At 69.7% G+C, this 22,428-nt stretch carries 19 protein-coding genes and 1 pseudogene; all 20 read right to left on the bottom strand.

All coding sequences use genetic code 11. The features are described 5' to 3' along the window. Nucleotides 1-5: 5 nt before the first annotated feature. A complete protein-coding gene (locus tag BLV05_RS16990; protein ID WP_046768158.1) occupies nucleotides 6-713 on the bottom strand; it encodes a FadR/GntR family transcriptional regulator in 708 nt (235 codons plus the stop codon). Nucleotides 714-750: 37 nt separating this feature from the next. Continuing rightward, entirely contained in the window at nucleotides 751-2,643 is a 1,893-nt protein-coding gene (locus tag BLV05_RS16985) for a sialidase family protein (protein ID WP_082155132.1), read from the bottom strand. Between the two features lie 72 nt (nucleotides 2,644-2,715). Continuing rightward, nucleotides 2,716-4,927, bottom strand: a pseudogene (locus tag BLV05_RS16980) (FAD-dependent oxidoreductase). Between the two features lie 25 nt (nucleotides 4,928-4,952). Then, the gene (locus BLV05_RS16975; protein ID WP_046768157.1) at nucleotides 4,953-5,921 is read right to left on the bottom strand and encodes a dihydrodipicolinate synthase family protein; all 969 of its coding nucleotides are present in this window, start codon (nucleotides 5,919-5,921) and stop codon (nucleotides 4,953-4,955) included. Nucleotides 5,922-6,004: 83 nt separating this feature from the next. After that, nucleotides 6,005-7,330 carry a hypothetical protein gene (locus BLV05_RS16970; protein ID WP_046768156.1) on the bottom strand — a complete coding sequence of 442 codons (1,326 nt, stop codon included), beginning with the start codon at nucleotides 7,328-7,330 and terminating at the stop codon, nucleotides 6,005-6,007. Between the two features lie 92 nt (nucleotides 7,331-7,422). After that, on the bottom strand, nucleotides 7,423-8,001 hold the full coding sequence (locus BLV05_RS16965; protein WP_046768155.1) for a hypothetical protein: 579 nt from the start codon (nucleotides 7,999-8,001) through the stop codon (nucleotides 7,423-7,425). A gap of 85 nt (nucleotides 8,002-8,086) precedes the next feature. After that, nucleotides 8,087-8,272 (bottom strand): hypothetical protein, encoded by a 186-nt coding sequence (locus tag BLV05_RS16960; RefSeq protein WP_052762345.1) that lies wholly within the window; start codon nucleotides 8,270-8,272, stop codon nucleotides 8,087-8,089. Nucleotides 8,273-8,302: 30 nt separating this feature from the next. Next, entirely contained in the window at nucleotides 8,303-8,443 is a 141-nt protein-coding gene (locus tag BLV05_RS16955) for a PAS domain-containing protein (protein ID WP_082155131.1), read from the bottom strand. Between the two features lie 181 nt (nucleotides 8,444-8,624). Beyond that, a complete protein-coding gene (locus BLV05_RS16950; RefSeq protein ID WP_046768154.1) occupies nucleotides 8,625-9,428 on the bottom strand; it encodes a helix-turn-helix transcriptional regulator in 804 nt (267 codons plus the stop codon). Nucleotides 9,429-9,497: 69 nt separating this feature from the next. Then, nucleotides 9,498-11,165, bottom strand: a complete 1,668-nt coding sequence (locus tag BLV05_RS16945) for a glycoside hydrolase family 13 protein (protein ID WP_046768207.1) — start codon at nucleotides 11,163-11,165, stop codon at nucleotides 9,498-9,500. 6 nt (nucleotides 11,166-11,171) lie between these two features. After that, nucleotides 11,172-13,022: a right-handed parallel beta-helix repeat-containing protein gene (locus BLV05_RS35845; RefSeq protein WP_046768153.1), complete on the bottom strand. Its 1,851-nt coding sequence runs from the start codon at nucleotides 13,020-13,022 to the stop codon at nucleotides 11,172-11,174. A 53-nt stretch (nucleotides 13,023-13,075) separates the two neighbouring features. After that, nucleotides 13,076-13,900, bottom strand: a complete 825-nt coding sequence (locus tag BLV05_RS16935; RefSeq protein WP_052762344.1) for an ATP-binding cassette domain-containing protein — start codon at nucleotides 13,898-13,900, stop codon at nucleotides 13,076-13,078. After that, the gene (locus BLV05_RS16930; RefSeq protein ID WP_046768152.1) at nucleotides 13,897-14,862 is read right to left on the bottom strand and encodes an ABC transporter ATP-binding protein; all 966 of its coding nucleotides are present in this window, start codon (nucleotides 14,860-14,862) and stop codon (nucleotides 13,897-13,899) included. The genes BLV05_RS16935 and BLV05_RS16930 overlap by 4 nt, the downstream gene beginning before the upstream one ends. Further along, on the bottom strand, nucleotides 14,855-16,366 hold the full coding sequence (locus BLV05_RS16925; protein WP_160312733.1) for an ABC transporter substrate-binding protein: 1,512 nt from the start codon (nucleotides 16,364-16,366) through the stop codon (nucleotides 14,855-14,857). The genes BLV05_RS16930 and BLV05_RS16925 overlap by 8 nt, the downstream gene beginning before the upstream one ends. Before the next feature lie 62 nt (nucleotides 16,367-16,428). Beyond that, on the bottom strand, nucleotides 16,429-17,322 hold the full coding sequence (locus tag BLV05_RS16920) for an ABC transporter permease (RefSeq protein ID WP_052762343.1): 894 nt from the start codon (nucleotides 17,320-17,322) through the stop codon (nucleotides 16,429-16,431). Continuing rightward, nucleotides 17,319-18,248, bottom strand: a complete 930-nt coding sequence (locus tag BLV05_RS16915) for an ABC transporter permease (protein WP_046768150.1) — start codon at nucleotides 18,246-18,248, stop codon at nucleotides 17,319-17,321. Before BLV05_RS16915 ends, BLV05_RS16920 begins: the two co-directional genes overlap by 4 nt. A gap of 41 nt (nucleotides 18,249-18,289) precedes the next feature. After that, a complete protein-coding gene (locus BLV05_RS16910) occupies nucleotides 18,290-18,616 on the bottom strand; it encodes a DUF6385 domain-containing protein (RefSeq protein ID WP_046768149.1) in 327 nt (108 codons plus the stop codon). A gap of 39 nt (nucleotides 18,617-18,655) precedes the next feature. Next, nucleotides 18,656-19,588 (bottom strand): DUF6772 family protein, encoded by a 933-nt coding sequence (locus BLV05_RS16905; RefSeq protein ID WP_046768148.1) that lies wholly within the window; start codon nucleotides 19,586-19,588, stop codon nucleotides 18,656-18,658. Nucleotides 19,589-19,643: 55 nt separating this feature from the next. After that, nucleotides 19,644-21,281 carry a sialidase family protein gene (locus BLV05_RS16900; RefSeq protein ID WP_046768147.1) on the bottom strand — a complete coding sequence of 546 codons (1,638 nt, stop codon included), beginning with the start codon at nucleotides 21,279-21,281 and terminating at the stop codon, nucleotides 19,644-19,646. Continuing rightward, the gene (locus tag BLV05_RS16895) at nucleotides 21,278-22,351 is read right to left on the bottom strand and encodes a LacI family DNA-binding transcriptional regulator (RefSeq protein WP_046768146.1); all 1,074 of its coding nucleotides are present in this window, start codon (nucleotides 22,349-22,351) and stop codon (nucleotides 21,278-21,280) included. Before BLV05_RS16895 ends, BLV05_RS16900 begins: the two co-directional genes overlap by 4 nt. Between the last annotated feature and the right edge of the window lie 77 nt (nucleotides 22,352-22,428).

Raw genomic sequence — 22,428 nt, 5'->3', positions numbered from 1 at the left:
GGGGATTACTCAGGCGAACCGGGCTCTCCGGTTCCCTCCTTGTGCGACGACCCGAGCGGCTCGAGCCGATGCCGGATGTAGCTGAAGTGGCTGACCATGGCGTCGGACATCCCCTCACCCGCCCGGAGCGCGTCGACGATGCCCTGGTGCACCCGCGCCGGGTGCGGGTCGCGTTCACCCGGAAGCGAGCTGTAGAGGCGGTTGAACAGCTCCCAGAACATGTCGATCAGCGACGACACCAGGGCGTTGTCGAGGGGACGGTAGAGCCGGGCGTGGAAGGCCTTGTCGGTCTCGGTGAGCGACTCGCCGGCCTCCTCCTTGCGCGCCATCTGGTCGACGATCGCCTGCAGGTCGTCGAGGTCGGCCGGGGTCAGCCGCTTGGCGACCATCTCGACCAGGCCTTCCTCGAGGGCCTCGCGAACGACGAAGACCTCGTGCAGCGACGCGCCTCCGACCGCCAGCCCGTACGGCAACTGCTCCAGGATGGGACGGAACGAGAACTCGCTGACGAACAGTCCCCGGCCCGAGACGGCGTTGATGACGCCCAGTGACTGCAGGCTCCTCGTCGCCTCGCGCAGCGAGATCCTGCTGATGCCGAGGTTCTCGGCCAGCTGCGCCTCCGAGGGCAGCCGATCGCCGGGCCGGAGATCGTGGTCGTCGATGTACTGGCGAAGCCTCTCCTGCGCCAGCCGGAACGTGTCACCGTGACTCATGGATATAAGCTAGCTGCTATCTTATAGATGTCAACCCTCAGCGGCGCATGGTGTCCAACGCCAGGTGCGCGACCACCGCGCCGCCGGCTACCTCGTTCGACGCCATGAGCGCGGCGATCCGATCCGCGGTCAGCGCCTCCCGGATCACCCAGATCTCGTCCATGGCGCCCACGAACGGCCAGTTGATCCCGTCGACGCGAGCGCCGACGCGAACGCCGCCCGGCGCGTCTTGGGACACCGACCCGGCGACCGGGCCGGCGGTGCCGGCGCGGACTCCGTCGACGTAGAGCACGGTCTCGTGCGCGTCGCGGACCAGGGCCAGGTGGTGCCATGCGCCGTCGGTGACGTCGACCTCGCCGTTGACGAAGCGCGCGGTGACCGTGTCGTCGAGCAGCGCGCGGATGCGCCCGCCCTCGATCGCGATGCGCCACTTCGCGCGCTCGGTGGCCGTGGAATGCGCCCAGAACAGCGCCTGGTTGAACGCGCGGTACTCGGTACGGAACCACGTCGCGACCGTGAACGGACTGTCGGCCAGAGCGAGGTCGTCGTTCATCGGGAACTCGACGTAGTGGCCGGCGAACTGTACGGCCCGGCCGAAGGCGCCGCGGCCTCTCAGTGGCGTTCCGCTCACCACGCCGTGGTTGCCCCGGCCGGACGAGTCGGGCGTGACGAACGGAGGCGGACTCGATACATCGAGGCGGGCGACCGGCACCCTGGCGAAGGTGATCCGCTGGTGGTAGGCCAGGCCGGACCCGACGATCTCTTCCAGCCGATCGCCGTTCTCGTAGAGCGCGCCGATCAGCGGCGGGCCGTCGTCCTTGCCGAGCTCGACCAGGTCGGAGTACCCGGCCGGGCCGTCGTACAGGACGTTGCCGTCGCTCCAGGTCTGGGCCCGATCGCCGCTGTGCCGGAGGGTGAGGCTCTCGCGGGCGATGAAGTGCCCGGGCCCGGAGAAGACGATGCGCTCTCTCCGGTCGACCTCGGGCGACAGCCTGAGGACCGACCCCTGGACCTGTGCCGTGACGATGTCGAGGACGGGCACGAACGGCCCGTCGAACGTCTCACCACCGTCGCTACTGGTCGTCGCGATGCGGTTGCCCGGATTGAGCAGGTGGGAGTTGCGCGCGTTGAAGTAGACGGTGCCGTCGCTCAGTTCGGCCGCGGAGTTCTCGTTCCCGACCGCGTCGCCGGTCTGCGTGGCGATGGCGCCGAGCTGCCAGGTGTGGCCGCCGTCGTCGCTGTAGATGACGTGGCTGTTCTCCCGCGAGAGGGCGTCGACGAGGAAGCTGTGGTTGCAGGGCGCGACCAGTCGCCCGGCGTGCGGGCCGTGCTGGAGCGCGATGCCGTGGCCCGGGCCGGTGGCGTACCACTTCCAGTGCGACGGCTTCACCTCCGACGTGAGTTCCACCGGCTCGGACCACGTGGCGCCGCTGTCGGTGCTGCGCTGGACGAACACGCGCCGGGACTCCTCCGGGGTGACCTCGCCGCGCCGGATCTGCCCGGCGTTGACGTGCCCTGCGTTGTGCGTGCTCAGCAGGACGATGTCGCCCGACGCGGGGTCGACCAGGGGGACCGGGTTCCCGAACGTGTTCGGACCGTTGTCGCCGACCACCTGCAGCGGCTCCCAGGTCCGGCCACCATCGAGCGAGCGACGCAGGACGAGGTCGATGTCGCCGGAGTCGGCGGCGGCGAGCCGGCGGCCCTCGGCGAAGGCCAGGACCGTGCCGTCGGGCGCCTTGGTGACGGCCGGGATGCGGAAGGTGTGGTAGCCGTCCATCAACGACTCGAACACGGTCAGGTACTCGACCTGGGGTCCGGCCGCCGCCGGGCGCATGCCCGGCACCGACGCGGAGATTCCGCTCGCGGCGCCGATCCCGGCGACCGCCGTCGCCTTGAGGAACGTCCTTCGTGTCGATCCCTGCCTGGCCATGGGTCTCCCTTCATTGGACTACCTCTGGATGGCGGGCGGCTCGAGCCGGCCCGCTCCGAACAACGTCATGCGTCAGGCGTAGGCGCGGACGGCGACCAGGTGCGCGGCCGGGGCACCATTGGTCGCCGTGACCAGGACCCGCAGTGCGCTCGTCTCGACCGGATGGTCGAGCACGTGGCTCATCCGCCGGCGGTGGTTCCCCCTCGTCTCGGCGATGTCCTGCCATGCCCCCTCGACGCGCGCTTGGACGACGTAGTCGCGCACCAGGGTCGGCAGGACGTCGAACGGCGTGCGATGGCGGTGCAGGTTGATCAGATCCTCGTTGGGGTCGTCGTCGGCGATGACCTCGATCCGGCCGACGACGACGGGCTCCTGCCAGGTCAGTTGCAGCCATGCCGGGGCCTCGGGACCGAGCGGCGACGACACCCACAGGTGCGGACCGGCGAAAGGGCGCAGGTAGCCGTCGACCGCCTTCGCGGGTTCGAACGCCCTGGTCGCGCCGGCCCGGAAGCAGAACGTCCGCCGCAGGAGGCCACGGTCGGTCCACTCCCGGACCACCTGTCCGGCATCGCCCTCCGGCCGCGACCGCCGACGGCTGAACGACAGCACGCCCGGCGTCGGCCGCTCTGCCACGTGCAGCGACAGCTCCGGATTCGCCTTGACGACGACGAAGGCGTTGCGTGGCGACGCCGGCGTCCAGTCGGGTTCGAGGCGGACCCATTGCCGCTCCCCCGCCGCCACCGCCGCCGTCACCTTGCCCATGAGGTCGATCGGCACGTAGTTCTGGCCGCGGCCCGGGTCGTAGACCTCGACCACCAGTTCGGTGTCGCGCCGGGCGTCGACGAGGAACTCCAGCGAGGTGAGCGCCGGATCGACCGGGACGACGAGTCCCGCGTCGGCCGCCAGACCGAACGTGCGCGCCGCATCCTCCACGGCGAGCTCACCCAGCGAGCCCGAAGCCGTCGCCGTAGCCCGGCGGCCCAGGTCACCGGGGTCCTCGTCGCGCAGCCCGACGATGGAGGCGTCCTCACGCAGCAGGGTGCGCTGCAACACTCCGGCAGGCAACGCCGCGGGCAGCAGGCCCTGCGCCGCGCACAGGGCGGCCGCCGCCCCGGCGGCCTCGCCCATGACGGCGCACGTCGCCATCACCCGCACGCCGCCGAGCGCGACGTGGGTCGCCGAGACGTTCCGTCCCGCCATCAACAGGTTGCTGACATTCCTCGAGTACAGCGCCCGGTACGGAACGTGGTACACGCCGTTGACGATGAAGTGCCGTGAGGCCTTCGCCGACGCGTACATGCCACCGGGCGGATGAAGGTCGATGGACCATCCTCCGAACGCCACCCGATCGTCGAAGTCTGCCTGGTTCACGATGTCGTGCTGCGTGAGCACGTGATCACCGATGAGCCGGCGCGACTCCCGCTTGCCCGGCAACGCGCCCACCCATTCCAGGGTCAAGGTGTCGACGTCGACGAATTCGCCGGAGTTCTTGATGTGGTCCCAGATCCCGTAGACGACGGCCCACAGCTCGTCGCGGATCGCCTCGTTGTCGTGGACGGTGTCCAGCTCGCCGCCGAACTCGATCCACCAGTAGGCACAGCCGCTCTCGTCGGCGCGGATGGTGCGCAGTTCGGGGATCGTGGTCGCGGTGATGTCCTTGGTGAAGTCCGGCGGGACGAACCGCACCGGCTCGCCGGCGTCCTTGGAGTAGAAGAAGAGCGAACTCCCCATGGTCAGCCGACTCGCCTCGTCGGGCGCCCATGGCTCGTCGTACTCCGACCGGGCCTCGTGACCGATGCGATGCTCAGCACCGGCGAGATAGCCGACCAAGCCGTCGCCGGTGCAGTCGAGGAAGACCGGCCCGGTGAACGTCGTCAGCAGCTCCGACCCCATGGTCCAGCCGGTCACCGACTCGATGCGGCCGTCGGACGCGGCGACCGACCGCACGTCGGTGTTGAGATACAGCGAGATGTTCGGCTCGGCCCGCACCGCGTCGAGCACGACCGCGTCCCAGTAGTACGGGTTGCCCTCGGGGTTGCGGTACTGGTTCTCGACGAACAGCTCGCCCATGATCCCGGTCTCGCGCGCCTGGTGATTTGCGGCCATGCGCCGTCGCGCCGACCACCCACACCCGGATCTCGCTGGACGAGTTCCCGCCCAGCACCGGACGGTTGTTGACCAGCGCGACCGACCGCCCGAGGCGAGCGGCGGCGATGGCGGCGCACACGCCCGCCAGCCCGCCGCCCACAACGGTCACGTCGTGCCGGACCTGCTGCTCCCGCATGACAGCTCCCCTGCCCAGCCGCTGATCAGACCGCTCGAGCGGCAGTCTCGTCCACGGCACGGCGCGCTCGGCTCTGCTCGAGCGTCTCGAGGAAGCCGATGCTCTCGAGCCCCCGCCGGAGGCCGGCCCGCGCAGCCTCGTCGAGATCGCGCAGCGGGAGCCGGCACGGCCCGCAGTCGACGCCGATCATCGACGCGATCGCCTTGAGCGCCGGCAGACCGCCGAACGGATGGACCAGGTCGATCGCACCCCGCGCGACCTGCTGCAACCGGCGCGCCGATGCGAGGTCGCCGGCGGCGAACGCATCCGCCATGTCGAGATAGATGGGCGCGGCGAAGTTGTACGTGCTCCCGACGGCCGAGACCGCCCCCGCCGCGAGACTGGACAGCAGGATCTCGTCGCGGCCGGCCATGATCTCCAGGTCGTCGCCGGCCAGCTGCAGGCACTGTCCGAGCTCGGCGAGATCGTTGTGGGTGAACTTCACGCCGGCGAAGTTCGGGATCTCCTTGCGGCCGAGCGTGATGAACTCCGCCATCGATACGCGCACACCGGTCATGTCCGGCAGGTGGTAGAAGAAGAACGGCAGCGACCCGGCCGCCCCGGCGATCTCGGCGCAGGCCTCCACCAACTCCTCCACCGTCTGCGGCCGGTGGAAGTAGGGCGCGACGGCGGCGACGGCGTTCGCATCGACCGAGGCGGCGTGCCGAGCCAGCTCCGTCGCCACCCGCAGGCTCGCATGGCCCACGTGGACCACGACGCCGAATCCCGGACCTGCCTCCGCGCACCAGCGCTGCGCCACGCTCATGCGCTCCGCCTCGGTCAGCGACGCCCCCTCGCCGGTGGTGCCGCAGACGAAGGCCGCGTGGACGCCATCAGCGCGAAGACCTGCCACTTGGCCGGCGATGCGGTCCAGGTCGAGGGAGCGTTCGCGGTCGAACGCGGTGAACGGCGCCGCCGTCAGGCGCACCGGCGGATCCGAAGGAATGTCGGCCATGGTCTCCCCAAGTGGATGTAAGACATCAGCTAGCTTATAGCAGCTAGCTCAGTGGGGGAAGATGCCGAGCGACGGGACGGGGTTCAGACCCGTGGGCGGCTCCAGGCGTCGATCAACTCACGCGTCGCGACGCCGTAACCGAGCCGGGCCCACGGCGTCACGTCGAGCATCCAGTACGCCTGCATGCGCCCGCCGCCGGAGTCGAGCACGAGAGGATCCGCGACCGCGATCCCCTTCTCGGCCGCGGCACGGCACGTCGAGCAGACGTCGACCTGGTGCGGTACCCAGGCCGGCGGCCGCTGGGCGCCGAGCGCGATCGTCGGCACGGCGCCGACCGACGGACCGTGGAACGGGTTCGCGAAGCAGTCGGCCGACTCCGCCGGCTCGTTGCCGGACTCGGCCGCGTCAACTGCCTGCCGCCCGCGCGCCACCAGGACCAGGCCGGCGACGACGTCGGCGTGGCTCGCGAGGTCGGTATCGCCCTCGACGCGGTCGGCGATGCGGCCCGCCGTCGCATAGCAGTCGAGAGCCTGCTCCCAGGCCGCTCCCGTGGCGTCGTCGGTCGACGCGGCCATCCGCTCCCCCAGGGCGAGCAACTCATCGCGCAGGCGCTCGGCTCGTTCGGTGGCACGGATGGTGTTGAGCCGGACCAGGACGTCGTTCGGAGGCCGGTAGACGAGCCGGTTCGGACCGCGGCGGCGCGCCGGCCGCGCCTCGATGTTCGCGATCGCCGGGCCGGCCCGGCGACGGCGGTAGGCGTCGACGGCGAACCACCCGGGAGCCGCCGCGAGCAGGAGGACGCCGAATGCCACGAACCCGCCGCTGACCGCGAGGAGAATGATCGCCACCCCCAGCAAGCCACCCAGCGCGGCGGCGAGCCAGGTCGACCCGAACGGCTGCGAGCCCTCGTCGTACTCCTCGGGCTCCCCCTGCAACGGTGTCGCCTCGAGCTCCTCGAGCGCCTGGGCCGCCGCGTCGGCGGGCGGCATGCCCTCGGTGTCGTCGATCGACGGCTCCCACTCGTCGAGCGTCGACGCGACCGCGGTCCGCCCCTCCTCGTCGACCAGGAGGAACCTGCTGTCCAGGTCCGACCGTGCCGCGATGTGCTCGACGACGTCGGCCGGCCAACCGCCGTCCAGCGGCCAGATCAGTACCCGCGTGGGCTGACTCGCGCCGGCCGCCCGCTCCTCCAACGCGGTGAGCCCGGCCTCGTCGACCACGCCCTCGGCCCGGGAGTCGACGTAGACGTTGCCGTCGCCCAGCGCCTCCGCGGCGGTGGCGAGCGGAGACTCGTCGTCCCGGTCGTCGAGGAACGCCTCCACCGCGATCACCGCGCCGACGTAGGCGCCGGCGGCGAGCACGGCGGCGCCACCCCAGATCTCCAGCTGCCGCAGGACACGAGCCCGCAACGGGACGACGGTGGCGGACGGCCGATCTCGCCGTACCTCGAGTCGCTTCCTTGCGCGCCGGAGCCGCTTGGTCTTCGACGACGTCCTGGCCGTCATCGGGCGTCTTCGCGCAAGGCCCGCTGGTACCGGAACAGCGCCGCCGGGAGGTCCTCGACCAGCGCTCCGTACCCGGTGACAGCCCATTCGTCGTCGCCGAGAAAGTACGGCTCACCGGGGCGGGTGTCGCTCGGAACCGCGTCGAGGTCGTGCCCGCCCCTGCGGATCTCGCTCTGGCACCGCCGGCACACCGGCACTGAGACGGTGCCCGAGCCGATCACGTAGTCGGCCTGGCCGGTGGCCTGGTCGTGCAGCGGGTTGAAGAAGCACGGCCGGTACCGGACGTGCGATCGCCCGGCGCCGACCCGCAGATCGTCGAGCCCGGTCCCGGCGCGCTCGTAGAGATCGCGGTCCACCTCGGCCGGGTTCGTCCGGCTCAGCTCGTCGGCGAGCCGGTTCAGTACACCGGTCGCCTGCCGGCGTACCTCGTCGGGCGAGAAGGCGGTTCTCGGCCGCGAAGGTAACCGATCGGCGAGCCGGACGAGACTCGCGGGCGTCGTGACCCGACGCAACACCAGGATCGACAGGACGAAGACCACCAGGGCCATGACGAGCGCGGGGACGAACGATTCCACGCGGGGACACGGTACGCGACCACCGCGCGACGGCCGGTCGTCTGGCCGCTGCTGTGAGCGGCCACGGCTTCCTAGGCGTCTGACTCTAGAGGGGCTCAATCGAGTCAGAAGGGCCTTCGTCCGGGCTGAAGGCAGAGAACGCTCCCACGACGCGGCCGCGGCTGTCGTGAATGACGTTGAGGTGAACCTCGAGCCGGATCCTTCGACCGTCACGGTGCAGTGCCGGAACGTTGTAGGAGCCGTGATCGACGACGCCGTCCGCCAACTCCATGGCCGCGCGATATCCGATCCAGTGCCGCTCTCAATAGTCGGGCGGAACGATGAGGTCGAGGGTGGCTCCGAGTGCCTCGTCCTCGCTGAAGCCGAACAGCTCGGTCATTCCAGGGTTCCAGTACTGGATCCTCCCCGAGGGATTCGCGAAGATCACTGCGGCGGTCGCCATGAGCTCTCCTTCGTCCTGTCGCCGCGGCGGCGAAGATGCGCGTCGAGGGCCATCGCGGGCTCCTGGCTCTGGACTCGTCGGTGCATGAGTCGATCGTTCGGCAGCAGCCGGCCGCGCGGGTAGACAGTGGTTGTTCTAGAACCAGCGGTACCAGCCGGATCAGCGCAGGTCAGGCATGGTTCTAGACCGGGACGTGGAACGCGACCAGCGACGGCTCGAACTCGGGGGCGTGCACGACGATCAGCCGCATGACGACCAGGTGCCCGCCGGGCATCAGGAAGGTCCGGGTGCGGGTGCGCCTCTCGACCACCTCGTACCCGTCCCATGCCTCGGCGAACTCGGCGGAGCCACGGCGGAACTCCGCGGCCTGGTCGAGCAGCCCGGGAACCTGGCTGTGGGCCGTGACCATGGCGCGCCACCGCCCGACGATGTCCGGCACGTCCGCCGCCCACTCGGGTAGCCGCCGCCTGGCCTCGGGGTCGAACAGCAGCCAGCGGATCATGTTCCGGTCTTCCGGCGGCATCGCGTCGAAGTCGGCGTAATAGTCGGCCATCGCCCGATTCCAGGCGATGAGGTCGCCGAACAGATCGGCGGCATACACCGGGTACGGACTGTGCTCAGCGGTCGCGACGAGCTGGCGGACGATCTCGTCGGCCGGGATCTCACCCTCGAGAGGCTGCGGATTCTGGACCGAGCCGAAAGCGAGCACGTGCATGTAGCGCCGCTCGTCCTCGCTCAGCCGCAGCACCCGGGCGATCGCGTCCAGCACCTGCTGCGACGGATGGATCCGGCGGCCCTGCTCCAGGTACGTGTACCAGGTGGGGCTGATCCCCGCGAGGAGAGCGACTTCCTCGCGCCGCAGGCCGGGCGTTCGGCGCCGCAAACCCGGCGGGATGCCGGCCTCTTCCGGCGACACCCGTCCCCGGCGTGACGTGAGAAACGCGGCGAGAGCGCCCCGTCCCTCGTCGGCAGGTTCGCGCGTCATCGCCACCTCCGGTCACCGCAGCCTAATCGTGCCAATGGATCAGCACCACGTTCGGACGCTCGGCCGAGATCATGGGCGGCTCACCGGATGGAGATCCAGCCAGACCGCACCGTGGGGAGGGACCTCGCCCTCGGTGGTTGCGTGGTCACTGGACAGGATGACGCGGCCGTCCAGGGGGATCGGCGCCGGCGCCGGCCCGAAGTTGACGACGCAGCCGAAGCCGGGATCACGGGTGAACACGAGGACGTCGTCACCGGGCGCCTCGGACCAGTGCACGCCGTTCGTTCCGCCCAGAGCCGGATGAGTGCGCCGGAGACGCAACGCGCTCCGGTACAGCTCGAGGAACGACGAGTCGTCGCCTGCCTGGGACGACACCGCGTGCGTTCCCCACCCCGTGGGCTGCGGCAGCCAGGCGCCGTCGTCGCCGAAGCCGAACGAGCTGCCGTCCGGCGCCCATGGCAAGGGCACCCGGGCGCCGTCGCGACCCCGGCGCCGGCCCCCGGACCGGATCCAGATGGGGTCCTGCCGGGCGTGCTCCGGCACGTGCGCATCGGCCAACCCGAGCTCGTCGCCCTGGTAGACGTACACACTGCCGGGTAGTGCCAGCGTCAGCAGCGCCGCTGCTCGGGCCCGGCGGCGGCCCAACTGCTCGTCGACCGGCCCCAGCTCGGGCCCGGACACGCCCGGTCGCCGACGGGTGTCGTCGCGGCCGTATCGAGTGACGACACGTTCGACATCATGGTTGGACAGCGCCCACGTGGTGGGGGCCCCGACACCCGACGTGGCCGCGATCGAGGCGTCGATGGCGCGGCGCATGCTATCCGCCGTCCACGCCGACTTCAGGTAGTACAGGTTCAGGGTGGTGTGCAGCTCGTCGGGCCGGACGTACCGCGACAGCCGGTCCGGGTCGTCGAGCCAGGCTTCCGCGGCGAACATCCGCGGTGGATCGTAGGAGTCGGCCAGCTTTCGCCAGCCGCGGTAGATCTCGTGGACCTCGTCGCGGTCGCGGTGGGGGTGGTCCGCGCGGGTCAGGTCGGCGAGGAACGCGCCGTCGGGGTACCCGAGATCCGGGAGTCCGGGCGCCTTGACCAGCGCGGTGGCGACGTCGATGCGGAACCCGTCGACACCGAGGTCGAACCAGGAGCGCAGGACGTCCTCGAACTCCGACCGGACGTCCGCACTGTCCCAGTTCAGATCGGGCTGCGAGGAGTCGAACAGATGCAGGTACCACTCGTCCGGCCGGCCGTGCGCGTCCTCGACCTGTGTCCAGGCGGGTCCGCCGAACACGCTCAGCCAGTCGTTGGGCGGACTCCGGCCGTCGTCGCGCCCGGCGCGGAAGTGGTAACGAGAGCGTTCCGGGGATCCGGGCGGTGCGCCCAGCGCCTCGACGAACCACGGGTGAGCCGAAGAGGTGTGGTTGGGAACGATGTCGAGGATGACCCGGATCCCCGCCGCGTGGCACTCGTCGATCAACGTCATGCCCTCGTCCACGGACCCGTACCGTGGATGGATGGCGCGGTAGTCGGAGACGTCGTAGCCGGCGTCGCGCAGGGGTGAGCGGAACCACGGCGTGATCCAGATGGCGTCGACGCCGAGACCCGACAGGTAGCCGACCCGGCTTCGCAGCCCGGCGATGTCGCCGATCCCGTCGGCGTTGCCGTCGGCGAAGGACTGGAGATAGACCTGATAGATCACCGCGTCTCGCCACCACGGCACCGAGGTCACGTCATCACCCATGCTCACCTACCTGACCGCGTTCCCGAGCGGCATCCGACGCCACGACGTCCCGTCGGACATCGCCAGGCACGGCTTGCCGCCCTGACCGTCGACGACCTGGATGAGCGCTCCCGGCGCGTCCGCGGCCGGCGGCATGGTCGCGACCGTGTAGGGATGCAGCCGGGTGGCGTAGGTGTACACCGTCCGGATGCTCGCGTCGGGGCTGCCGATGTCGCGGGCGTTGTCCGTCGGCGGGACGAGGCCCGCGGCGCTGGCCTGGAACGCCACCACCTCGTTCGTGGAGTTCGTGGAGCACAGGAGGTTGGTGGCCGCCGACCCGGACGCGTTCACCGCGACCACCTCGACACCGCCCTTGACGCCCGCGCCCGCCCCGGCCGCCAGCGCTCCCTCGACCAGGTAGCCGCCGTAGCTGTCGCCGGCGGCGATGCCGGACGTGGCCGTGCTGTGGACGCGTGCGGCGGCGCCCTTCGCGGCGGCCACCTCGAGCCTCGTGAACCGGCCCGGCGCGGACTCGACGAACGAGTCGGGGGCGATCGACCCGGCGGCGACCAGGCCTGCTTGCTCGAACGCGTTGCCGACGGCGTTGGACGCGCTGAGCGTGCCGGCGATCCGGATCGGCAGCCCGGCCGGGTTCGGATTGGCCGAGAAGACGTTGCCGAGGATCGCGAACCGGGTGGCGTCGGCGTTCACGAGGACGGCGCCGTGGATGGCCGAGTTGGTCTGGTTCCAGCGATCGAACGAGTTGTCGGTGACGCTGATCTTGTCGGCGGACTGGTCGAACCGGATGCCGGAGCCGCCGATCCAGTTGAACGAGTTCGCCGAGATCGTGACGTTCTTCGCCGACACCCCGCTGGTGAAGTGGATCGCGTATCGGGGCGGGTCCCACGCCCCCGGCGTCGTGTCGAACCCGCCGATCACGTTGCCGGTGATGGTGAGATTGTGGCCGCCGGCATCGATCTGGATGATCGCGTTCCCGGTGCCGTTCTCGACGACGTTGCCGCTGATCGTCGAGTTCGTCAGGCTGCCCTTGAACAGCCGGCGGCCGATGTCGAGCAGGTTGTTGCTGATCACCGCGCCGCGGAAATTTCCGTCCGGGGCGCCGTTGAACACGATCGCGTCGAAGTCAGAGTGGAAGTGGTTGTCGGTGATCAGCCACTTGCGCAGACCGTACGGGAGGACGTGGACACCGTCGCCCTGCACGCCCTCCGTGGGCCAGGAGATCGTGACGCCTGTCGTGCAGACGGCGACCTTGTTCTTCGTGAAGCTGAAGCCGCGGCCGACGCTCTCGACCGCGCGATTGAAGCGCAGGAACGAGCACTCGACGATCGTGACGTCGGTATCGTCGGTGTTCGCGGTCCGGGCGACGTGAATGCCGACGTTGTTCGCCGTCTTCACCGGGGCGTCGAACGCCATGCCGTGGATTCCGCCGAGCGACGCCTCCCACCGGATGCCGACACCGTCGTGGTGGAAGATGAACTTCGACGGCTCCTCGCTGAACATGCCGTACCCGCGCAGCACGAACCGGTTCAGGTGCTCGCCGGGGGTCTCGTACTCGTGGTCACCGACCACGATCGTCGAGGTGACCTTGTACTGCCCGGGCGGGACGACGACGATCTTGTTCAGCTGGGAACGCGCCGCGTTGATCGCGGCCTGGATGGCGGCGGTGTCGTCGGCCACGCCGTCACCGACGGCACCGAACTGCTGAGGCGTCAGGACCGGGGACCCGTCGGCCTCGACGAGACTCGGCGGTGCCGTTTCGGCATGGGCGGTCCCGCTGAGTGCGAGCCCGCCGACGCCTGCGACACCTGCGCCGGCGGCGGAACGGATCATCATGCGTCGGTTGATGCGATCGGTCATGTGTCCTTCTCCTTGGGTGGTCTCACAGCGGACGAGGACGTGCCGTGCGGTGGTCAGCTCCTCACGTCGAGGTCGACGGCGGCGGCGAGGAGTTCCTGGGTGTAGTCGTGCTGCGGTGCTGTGAACAGCGTGTGGACGTCGGCGCTCTCGACCAGCTCGCCACGACGCATCACCGCGACGCGGTCGGCGACCTGACGCACCACCCCGAGGTCGTGGGTGATGAAGAGCATCGACAGCGAGCGCGCCTCGCGGACGCCGACCAGGAGCTGCAGCACCTGCGCCTGGACCGAGACGTCGAGGGCCGACACCGCCTCGTCGCAGATGAGCAGCTTCGGGCTGAGTGCCAGCGCGCGGGCGATGCTCACTCGCTGGCACTGCCCGCCGGACAGCGCGGTCGGGCGTTTCCCCGCGACGTCGGGATCGAGCCCGACCTGGGCCAGCAGGTCGACGACGGCCGCCCGTCGCCGTCGCTGATCACGGCGCACGCCCTCGGGAGCGACGTCGGGATGTGCCTCCCAGGCCTCACCGATGGAGGCCGCCGCCGACAAGCGCGGGTTCAGCGCGGACCGGGGATCCTGGAAGATCATCGCGATGTTCCTGCGCGCCCACTGATCGCGGGGGCGCAGATTCAGCAGCGACGCTCCGTCGAAGTCGATGGAGCCCGCCGACGCAGCGACGAGCCCCACGACCGCGCGCGCGATCGTGGACTTCCCGGACCCCGACTCTCCGACGAGGGCGAGGGTCTCGTCCGGCGCGACCTCGAGGCTGACGGCGTCGACCGCGGTGATGGGCGTCCGCCGGCCGACGAGGCCACCGGCGCGAGGCCCGGGGTAGGTCACCGTGAGGTCCGTGATCCTCAGGCCGGCAGCAGCCGTCATGTCAGCTCCTCCGCGAGGTGGCAGGCGCTGAGACGGCCCGGGGCGATCTCACGCAACGCCGGCACCTCGGTCCGGCACCGGTCCTCCGCACGCGGACAGCGCGGGTTGAACGGGCACCCCGCCGGCCGGTCGAACGGGTTGGCCGGGCTGCCTGGCAGCGGGTCGGCGATCGCCGACCTGACATGCACCGAGGGGACACTGCGCACCAGGGCGTCGGTGTAGGGATGGAGCGGACGGTTGAGCACCGCTCTGGCCCCGCCGCGCTCGCAGACCCGCCCGGCGTACATGACGACGAGATCGTCCGCGACGTGCGACATCACTCGCAGGTCGTGGCTGACCAGCAACATGGACAGGTGGTCCTCGTCGCGGAGGCGGCCGAGCAGAGCGAGGATCCGGGCCTGCACGGTGACGTCCAGCGCCGTCGTCGGCTCGTCGGCCAGGATGAACCTCGGCCGGCCGGCGAGTGCCAGCGCGATCATCGCCCGCTGACGCATGCCGCCGGAGAACTCATGGGGGTAGGCGCCCACGCGGGCCGCCGCGTCCGGGATGCCGACATGGTCGAGGAGCTCTGCCGCCCGCACCCGCGCCTGGCCCCGGGAGACACGTCGGCCCCGCAGGATCTCACCGACCTGGTCGCCGATGGTCATGGTCGGGTTGAGTGCGGTCGACGGGTCCTGGAACACCACCGAGATCTCGGTCCCCCGGACCTGCCTGATCCGCGCCCGGCCGGCCTCCAGCAGGTTCTCCTCGCCCAGGAGCACCTGCCCGCTGACCACTCCGGTCTCCGGGATCAGGCCGACCAAGGCCATCGCCGTCAGCGACTTCCCGCTCCCGGACTCACCGATCAGGCCGGTCGTGCGACCTTCGACCATGTCGAAGGAGACGCCGTCGACGACATCGGCCATGCCGCGCGGGCCGGGCAGCAGGATCGTCAGATCCCTGACCCGGAGGGTGTCATTCATCAACCGAGACCGTGTCGAATCGCGGCAGTCCCTCTCCGTCGGGTTCGAAGCCGGACACCGACGTACGAGTGGCGAACAGGTTCTTCACAAACATGGGGTACATGCCCACGGCCTCGGTCCAGATCAGTTCCGTCGCCTCCGCGTAGGCCGCCTCCCGCTCGGCGGGATCGACGGAGGTTCCGGCCCGCCGCAGCATCTCGTCCAGTTCCGGGTTGCAGTAGCCGGTCCGCTCCGCGGCGCAGGTGTAGAGCCGGCCGAGGTTGTACGAGGCGTCCAGCCCGAGCGTGCCGACCTGCTGGATATTGATGTCCCAGTTCAGGGCCAGCAGGTCCTCGGTGTAGACGGCCTGTTCCTTCTCCAGCGCCTCGGCGTGGACACCGATGGCGGCGAGATCGGCCACGACCGAGTCCACCCACTGCCGGAACTGCGCCTGGGAGAAGTGGAAGCGCAACGTCGTGTCGAAGTCGAAGCCCGCGTCGATCAGCGCCTGCCTCGCCGCGTCGGGGTCGTAGACCACCGGCTCCTGCGGCGCATATCCGAACACCGTGGGGGCGAGGACGGAATCGGCGGGCTCGCCGCTCTCCGGGTAGAGCGCGTCGATCTTCTTCTCGAAATCGACGGCCTGCCAGAGTGCCCGCCGCACTTCCGCCTTCTCCAGTGCGGGTGTGGAGGCGTTCATCCACATCGTGGTGACGGCGGAACCGACCGCGGACACGACCTCGACCTCGGTGTTGCCGCCGAGTTGCGTCACCTGGTCGTCGGAGATGCCCCAGATGACGTCGAGCTCACCGGTCTCGAGGGCGGTGACTCTCGCCGCGACCTCGGGGATGGACCGGATGGTGAGCTGGTCGACCTGCGGCTGGTCTCCCCAGTAGTGCTCGTTGGGGACCATGACGAGATCTCCACCAGGGGTGAACGACTCCACCTGGAACGGCCCGGAGGTCACCGGCGTGTCCAGGTAGCTGTCCTCGGTGGCGCCGGCCGGGGTGATCATGAGCCCGGTCAGCTTGGCCGGAAGGGCCGGGTCGGGGGCAGCGGTGGTGAAGGTCACCGTGGTGTCGGTCGCCGCGACACTGACGTCGACGAAGTTCGCGGAGAACGGGCTGTCGGACGCGACGGTGCGCTCGAACGAGGCGGCCACGTCGTGCCCTGTGATCGGCGAGCCGTCGGAGAAGGTGATCCCGGCACGCAGCGTGAAGGTGAACTCCGTCGCGGTGTCGTTGATCTCCCAACTCTCCGCGGCCCTAGGGTCGAACTCGCCCGGGCCGATCGTTTCCAGCAAGGGGCTGTACAGCTGGATCGACGCGACACGGGTGCCGCCGTCGATGGCCAGCGGTCCGTTCGGGTCGATGGACTCGGTGGGGAACTGGCCGGCCACGGCGATCTCTCCGCCGCCTGCCTCGCCACCACTGTCCGAAGTGTCGTCGTCGGCGCCGCATGCCGTGGCCGCGAACAGGCCTAGGAGTGCGGTCGCCGCCATGGTGGAGTGTCGAAACGATCTCATTGCCGTGCTCCTCACTGAGCTGCGCTGGACTGTGTTGGGCGGTGCGGCCTGGCGAAGCCTCGTCATTGCTTCCGGCCGAAGTAGCGGGTGAGTCGATCTCCGGTGAAGCCCACGCAGATGACGAGCAACGCCAGGGCGATGCCAGGAATGGCGGAGATCCACCAGGCGCTGGCGAGATATTCCTTGCCGGCGGCGATGGTCTGTCCCCAGGAGACGGACGCCGAAGGGAGTCCGAGCCCCAGGAAGCTCAGCGAAGCTTCAGCCAGGATGGCGCCGGCGAACTCGGTGGTCGCCAGCGCGAACGTGGGTCCGGCGATGAAGGGCAGGATGTGCCGCGCGAGGATGCGCCGGCGCCGCACGCCCATCACCGTCGCCGACTTGACCCAGTCGCGCTCCCGCAGCGTCATGGCCATCGACCGCGAGAGGCGGGCGAAGCCGATCCAGTTGGTCACGCTCAGCGCGATGACGACGATGGCGAGGCTTCGATCGAACACCCCGGCGATGACGATGGCCAGCAGGATGCCGGGGAAGGCGAGCAGGACGTCGATGATGCGCGACGCCACCAGGTCGGTCTTGCCGCCTCGATACCCCGCGACCGTACCGACCGTGATCCCGGCCAGGGCGCTGATCAGGACGACGAGCGTGCCGATGAACACCGACGTTCGCGCGCCGTAGACGACCTGGCCGAACAGGTCGCGGCCGAGGGCGTCGGTGCCGAACAGGGCCGTGCTGCCGTCGCTGAGCACCGAGCCGGGCGCAAGGAGGCGGTCGTCGAGTTCCCCGCCCACCGGGGAGTAGTCGATGAGCAGCGGGCCGATGATCGCCGCGACGACATACAGGCCGAAGATGATGATCGGGACGGCGGCGACCACGCGGCGCACCGTGGCGCGCCGGGTCCGCGCCGGCACCAGCGGCGTCGGCGGCGCCGGGTTCTGCACCAGCCCCATCGTCGTCATGACGTCACCCCCGCTCGGATTCGTGGATCGAGCCGGGCGTTGAGAACGTCGGCGAGCAGGTTCATCGTCACCACGACGATCGCCAGAAGGACGGTCGTGCCTTGGACGATGGCGTAGTCGCGGTTGCCTACCGCGCCGACGAGGAGCGATCCGACCCCTTCCCATGCGAAGACCTGCTCGACGATCACCGCGCCACCCATCAAGGTGCCGATGTGCAAGGACACGATGGTCACCACCGGGATCACCGAGTTGCGCAGGGCGTGGCGGCTCAGCACGAGCCGCTCGGACAACCCCTTCGACCGTGCCGTCATGATGTACGGCTCGGCGGTCACCTCTGCGACGCTGCTGCGGGTGATCCGGGCGACCAGCGCCGTGAACGGGATCGCCAGGGTGATCGCCGGCAGCACCAGGTGCCGCAGGTCGCCGGACCCCGCACTCGGCAGGAGCCGCAGTGTCAGCGCCATCAGCAGGATCAGCATGATGCCCGACCAGAACGACGGGATGGCCTGCATGACCAGGGTGATGCCGGAGATCGCGCGGTCGGTGAGCCCTCCCGGTGCGCGACCGGCCAGGACTCCCAGGAGCAGACCGATCGTCAGCGCCAGCGCGGTCGCGGTGCCCGCGAGCAGGACGGTTGCCGGGAACCGGTCGAGTATGACCGCCGTCGCCGAGTCGCGGAACCGGTACGACTCACCGAAGTCACCGGTGATCGCCGAGCCCAGATAGTCCAGGTACTGCACCAGCATCGGCCGGTCGAGTCCGAGCTCCTCGCGCAACGCGGACACGTCGGCCGCGGTCGCGTCCGGCCCGAGCTGCACGGTGGCCTGGTCACCGGGTGCGAGCCGGAGGATCACGAACGTGAGGCTCACGGCTCCCCACACGGTGAAGATCATGAGGCCGAGTCGGCGGATGAGTTGGGGAAGCATGTGCTGTCCTCCTCTCGATCGAGGCGATCCCTCTGGTGTCGTCAGCCCTTGAGGGCGAGGTGGACCAGCACGGTGGCCGGCCGCTCCGGCGTCGCGCCGGCGAAGGCCAGCCGGAGCCAGCCGCCGAAGTTCGCCAGGTCGATGGCGACGATCTCGTCATCGGCCTGCAGCACGCTGGCCCTGCCTCGGCCGGCCCAGTGCAGCCCGTCCGGTGAGATCTGCACCTGGACCGACAGATCCGGGTGGTCTCCTTCGACCTGAACGAAGAAGACCGCCTCGTCAGCCCAGCCCGCCTCGTACGGATGGGTGGTGTGGGTGGCAGTGATCTCGAGTCGACGCTCGATGACAGAGGTGGCGAAAGTGCGCACTGAGCAGGGCCTTCCGAGTCGATCTACGGTGGGCTGTGGTCATTCCGTGGAGTACACGACGGAATCGAGGAAGAGGTTCACGCTGCGATTCGTGTCGGTCTCGACGAAGAAGATCGGGTTGATCAGGTTCGTGATGCTCTTGTAGGGCGCGACGAGCGTCGGCGTCAGACCGCGCAGGTCGAACGTCCGGTCCATGCTCTGCAGCTCGACGTACTCGCGCCGCTGGAAATCGATGAGCAGACGGAAGTACAGCCAGTTGAGCTTGTCCGGGCTCTCGTTGTAGAGCAGGTCCTGCTCGCCGCCGGGGACCCATTGGAAGGCGTCGGCCGAGCCGTCGGCATGGCGACGGCCGTACCAGAGATTGTCGACACCGGGTCGCTGCCAGCCGTCCTCACGGCCGTAGCACCAGTCCTTCTTGGTCACTCCGTCGGCGACCTTCCAGTACTGCCACTTCTTGGTGAGCTCGCCGTTGACGGAGTTCACGTAGCGGACGCCGGGCATCCAGCGGTACTCGTGGTCCTGCAGGTCGAAGTAGAACCCGAACGCGCGCAGATCCTCTTCACCGAAGCCGAGCCGGTCCTGCTGCGGGGTGTAGGCGTAGAACGCCTCGATCTGGATGTAGCGCATGTTCGGGTCGAAGTTCGAGAGACGCTTCAGCGCGACTCCCATGCTGCCGTCGGCCGGCTTCTCCTCGTAGCGGCTCGCGACCGGCTTGGTGTTCAGCTTCAGCGAGTAGGTGCCCTCCATCGACCCGTGGGTGGCGGCGAAACGCATCGGCGCCGCGCTGATCATCGAGGGTGCCCAGCTGGCGAGATCCACTTCGGACGGGTAGTGCCGGTAGTCGTCGTTGACGAAGTTCGGTGTCAGGTCCAGCCAGCCGTTGAAGCCACGATCGAAGTCGTCGTAGGTGACGATGTTGCGCAACGGCTTGAACTTCTCCAGGCCGCGCTCGTAGTGAATGACCTTCTGCACCGTGCCTCCGTGGCGGTAGTGATGGGGCCTCGCGGGTTCATGGATCGGGGTGCGGCTAGCCGCTGCTCCGGGGGACGAGTGAGATCGCGTCGATCTGGAACGCGTGCGAGTCGCCGGTGGGACCCGCCCCGGCCGCGAGGAACGCGACACGCACCGGCCGGCCCGCGCGGACCGAGATGATCCCGAGATCGACGTCGAGGAACGGATCGGCGCCCGATGTGGCCACGACGCCGCCACGCCGCCGCCCGTCGACCTCGACCACGACGTCGGCGCCGCCGGGTGTCGCGTCCGGCGCGCGGAAGCGGCAGCGCAGGAGGTGGGGACGGGAGACCGCCGGGACGATGGTCACGGCGTGGGCGTCGTTCGGGGCGGTGGCGGGCACGTGTGTCACCGCCGAGCCCCCGGCGGCCGGATCGATGGTCATCGGCGCTCGTGGGACGGTGGATTCCGTGCGGAGACCTTCCACCTGATACGTATGAATGAAGTCGCCAGGTCCCCCATCGACGTCGTCGCGTCCTTGGGTGAGCCAGGTGAGGTCGAACCGAGCCGCGACGACGTCGAGCGTCTCGACTCCGGACCCGCCGAGTCTGCTGTAGAGGACCAGGAGCGTGCTGTCGTCGAGCCAGACGACATCGGAGTAGCCGGCCCGGGCACCGTCGAGGACGCGGCCCCAGGACCACGACTCGGCGCCGTCGTAGCTGATCCGCGCGTACAACGTGTCTCTGCCGGTGCCCTTGACGGGACTGGTGTACACGACGCGCTCGACGCCGTTCCGGTCCACGCGGGCGGCCAGTCCGGAGGCGATGCCCGCGTGCGGAGCGATGTTCGTCTCGACGACGGCACCGATGAACGTCAGGCCACCGTCGCGGCTGCGGGCGACAGCACGGCTGGTGTTGCTCACGCCACTCGCGAGCCTCGAGTTCACGATCACGTCGCCTGTGGCGAGCTGGGCGACGCGGGCCTCGTCCAGCCCGAGTCCCGCAGCGTCCGGCACGACGCCGCCCCAGGCCCAGGTCCGGCCTCCGTCATCGCTGTGAACGACGCTCACGCTGTAGTCGCGGTCGGCGGCGGGCACGTCGATCGATCGGCGATGCCAGACCTCCACGAGGAGACGGCCGTCCGCGAGCTGGATGCCACGGCCCGGCCCGGGCAGGTGGAACGTCCACCCGTGCTCGTTCCCCGCGAACAGGTCCGTGACCTCGGCGGGGTCGCTCCAGCTGAGGCCGTCGTCGGTCGACACGCGCCGGAACACCCTCGAGGAGCGACCCGCCGCGTTGAGTGCGTAGAAGACGGTGATCCGGCCGGTGCGCAGGTCGACCACGGGTGTGGGGTTCGCCCAGCCGCCACCGCGGTGGCTCTCGATGTAGGTCGTCGGGCCCCAAGCTCGGCCGCCGTCGGTGCTGCGCCGCAGGACCAGGTCCTTCGGACCGTCGTCGGCGCTGGTGCCGACCCGGGCCTCGCTGAAGGCCAGCAGCGTGCCCGCGGACGTCACGTCGACGGCGTGCACGCGGAAGTCGACCCAGCCGTTCTCGCCGCGCGACCACAGCGTCGTCGGCTCGAGCCCGTCGCCGGATCCGGCGGTGCGGGCGGTGGCGGACGGGGTCGCAGTCATGACGGCGACGGTCGCGCCGAGCCCGGCGCCGATCGCCTGGCGCCTGGTGATCCGCATCGGGGTGCCGTGGCGCCCGGTCACGTCGTCCGTCCCCGGCCGGAGCGAGGCGCTGCCACCGAGTCACCCGGAACCGGAACGCAGTCCAGGTACAGGTGCCGCTTGACCCCGGCCTCGTCATCGAGGAGTTCCAGCAGCAGACGAACGGCCTCGCGGCCCATCTGCTCACGCGGGATGGTGAACCGCGTCCAGTCGCGTTCCGTGGCATGGACCAGCGGCGGATCGCCCAGCAGGACCACCGAGAGATCCCCGGGGATCTCGATGTCCGCTTCGGTGGCCGCGTGTTCCAGGGCCGAGATCGCGCTGTCGTCCTGGCTGGGCTCCACCAGCACGGCGGTGACTCCCGCCGCCCGCCACCGCTCGAGTTCAGCTCCGGTGAGTGCGGCCCCCTCCCCCATCACGTGGAAGAGGATCCGGTCATCGGCGATGCCGGCCTCGTCGAGGCCCTGCCGGAAGCCGGTCTCGCGGTCCTGGGTCCACTCCTTGTCGTCGGCCGCCTTCAGATAGGCGATCCGGCGATGCCCGAGGGCGGCCAGGGACAGCACCATGTCACGGGTCGCACCCACGTAGTCGGCCGCGACGTAGGAGAACTCCTCGCCGGGCACGTCACGCCGTCCGATGAACACGAACGGAAAGTCCTCGCGGAGCAGCGCCGCCATGTCGTCCTCACGGAGATGGCGCCCGAGCAGAACGCAGCCGTCGGCCAGCTTGAGCTGGTTGACGCCATCGGCGAAAACGCGGCGCTCGGTGCCCGCCGTGACAGCACTGAAAAGCAGCAGATTGTAGCCGCACTCGGCGGTCGACTCTTCGATGCCGAGAAGGAAGGGAAAGTAGAAATCGCGCTGGTTCACGGGAAAGACCGGCTCGAAGGTGAAGACGCCGAGCATCCGATTGCGCCCGCCCTTGAGATTGCGCGCCGAGGCGTTCACCGAGTAGCCGAGCTCAGCCGCCGCCTCCAGCACCGCTCGGCGCTTGTCCTCGGCGACGTCCGCGATCGCCGGAGCACCGTTGATGACCACCGACACGGTCGACTGCGACACACCGGCCCGGCGGGCGATGTCCGTCTGGGTCGGTCGCCGTCGCTGCGCTGCCAAAGCCACTCCTCGTTTACCCCGATACGTATCGAGCAGGTTGGACGCAGATGTTACGCATGGATTTCGCGGACCGTCAA

This window comes from Jiangella alkaliphila (assembly GCF_900105925.1).
Lineage (GTDB): Bacteria > Actinomycetota > Actinomycetes > Jiangellales > Jiangellaceae > Jiangella > Jiangella alkaliphila.
This window is presented reverse-complemented; position numbering and strand designations above follow the sequence as displayed.

Bases quoted from the DNA above. Each gene is read 5' to 3' on its own strand.
- BLV05_RS16990 (WP_046768158.1), bottom strand. From the start codon at position 713: ATGAGTCACGGTGACACGTTCCGGCTGGCGCAGGAGAGGCTTCGCCAG.
- BLV05_RS16985 (WP_082155132.1), bottom strand. From the start codon at position 2,643: ATGGCCAGGCAGGGATCGACACGAAGGACGTTCCTCAAGGCGACGGCG.
- BLV05_RS16975 (WP_046768157.1), bottom strand. From the start codon at position 5,921: ATGGCCGACATTCCTTCGGATCCGCCGGTGCGCCTGACGGCGGCGCCG.
- BLV05_RS16960 (WP_052762345.1), bottom strand. From the start codon at position 8,272: ATGGAGTTGGCGGACGGCGTCGTCGATCACGGCTCCTACAACGTTCCG.
- BLV05_RS16955 (WP_082155131.1), bottom strand. From the start codon at position 8,443: ATGGCGACCGCCGCAGTGATCTTCGCGAATCCCTCGGGGAGGATCCAG.
- BLV05_RS16950 (WP_046768154.1), bottom strand. From the start codon at position 9,428: ATGACGCGCGAACCTGCCGACGAGGGACGGGGCGCTCTCGCCGCGTTT.
- BLV05_RS16945 (WP_046768207.1), bottom strand. From the start codon at position 11,165: ATGGGTGATGACGTGACCTCGGTGCCGTGGTGGCGAGACGCGGTGATC.
- BLV05_RS35845 (WP_046768153.1), bottom strand. From the start codon at position 13,022: ATGACCGATCGCATCAACCGACGCATGATGATCCGTTCCGCCGCCGGC.
- BLV05_RS16935 (WP_052762344.1), bottom strand. From the start codon at position 13,900: ATGACGGCTGCTGCCGGCCTGAGGATCACGGACCTCACGGTGACCTAC.
- BLV05_RS16930 (WP_046768152.1), bottom strand. From the start codon at position 14,862: ATGAATGACACCCTCCGGGTCAGGGATCTGACGATCCTGCTGCCCGGC.
- BLV05_RS16925 (WP_160312733.1), bottom strand. From the start codon at position 16,366: ATGAGATCGTTTCGACACTCCACCATGGCGGCGACCGCACTCCTAGGC.
- BLV05_RS16920 (WP_052762343.1), bottom strand. From the start codon at position 17,322: ATGACGACGATGGGGCTGGTGCAGAACCCGGCGCCGCCGACGCCGCTG.
- BLV05_RS16915 (WP_046768150.1), bottom strand. From the start codon at position 18,248: ATGCTTCCCCAACTCATCCGCCGACTCGGCCTCATGATCTTCACCGTG.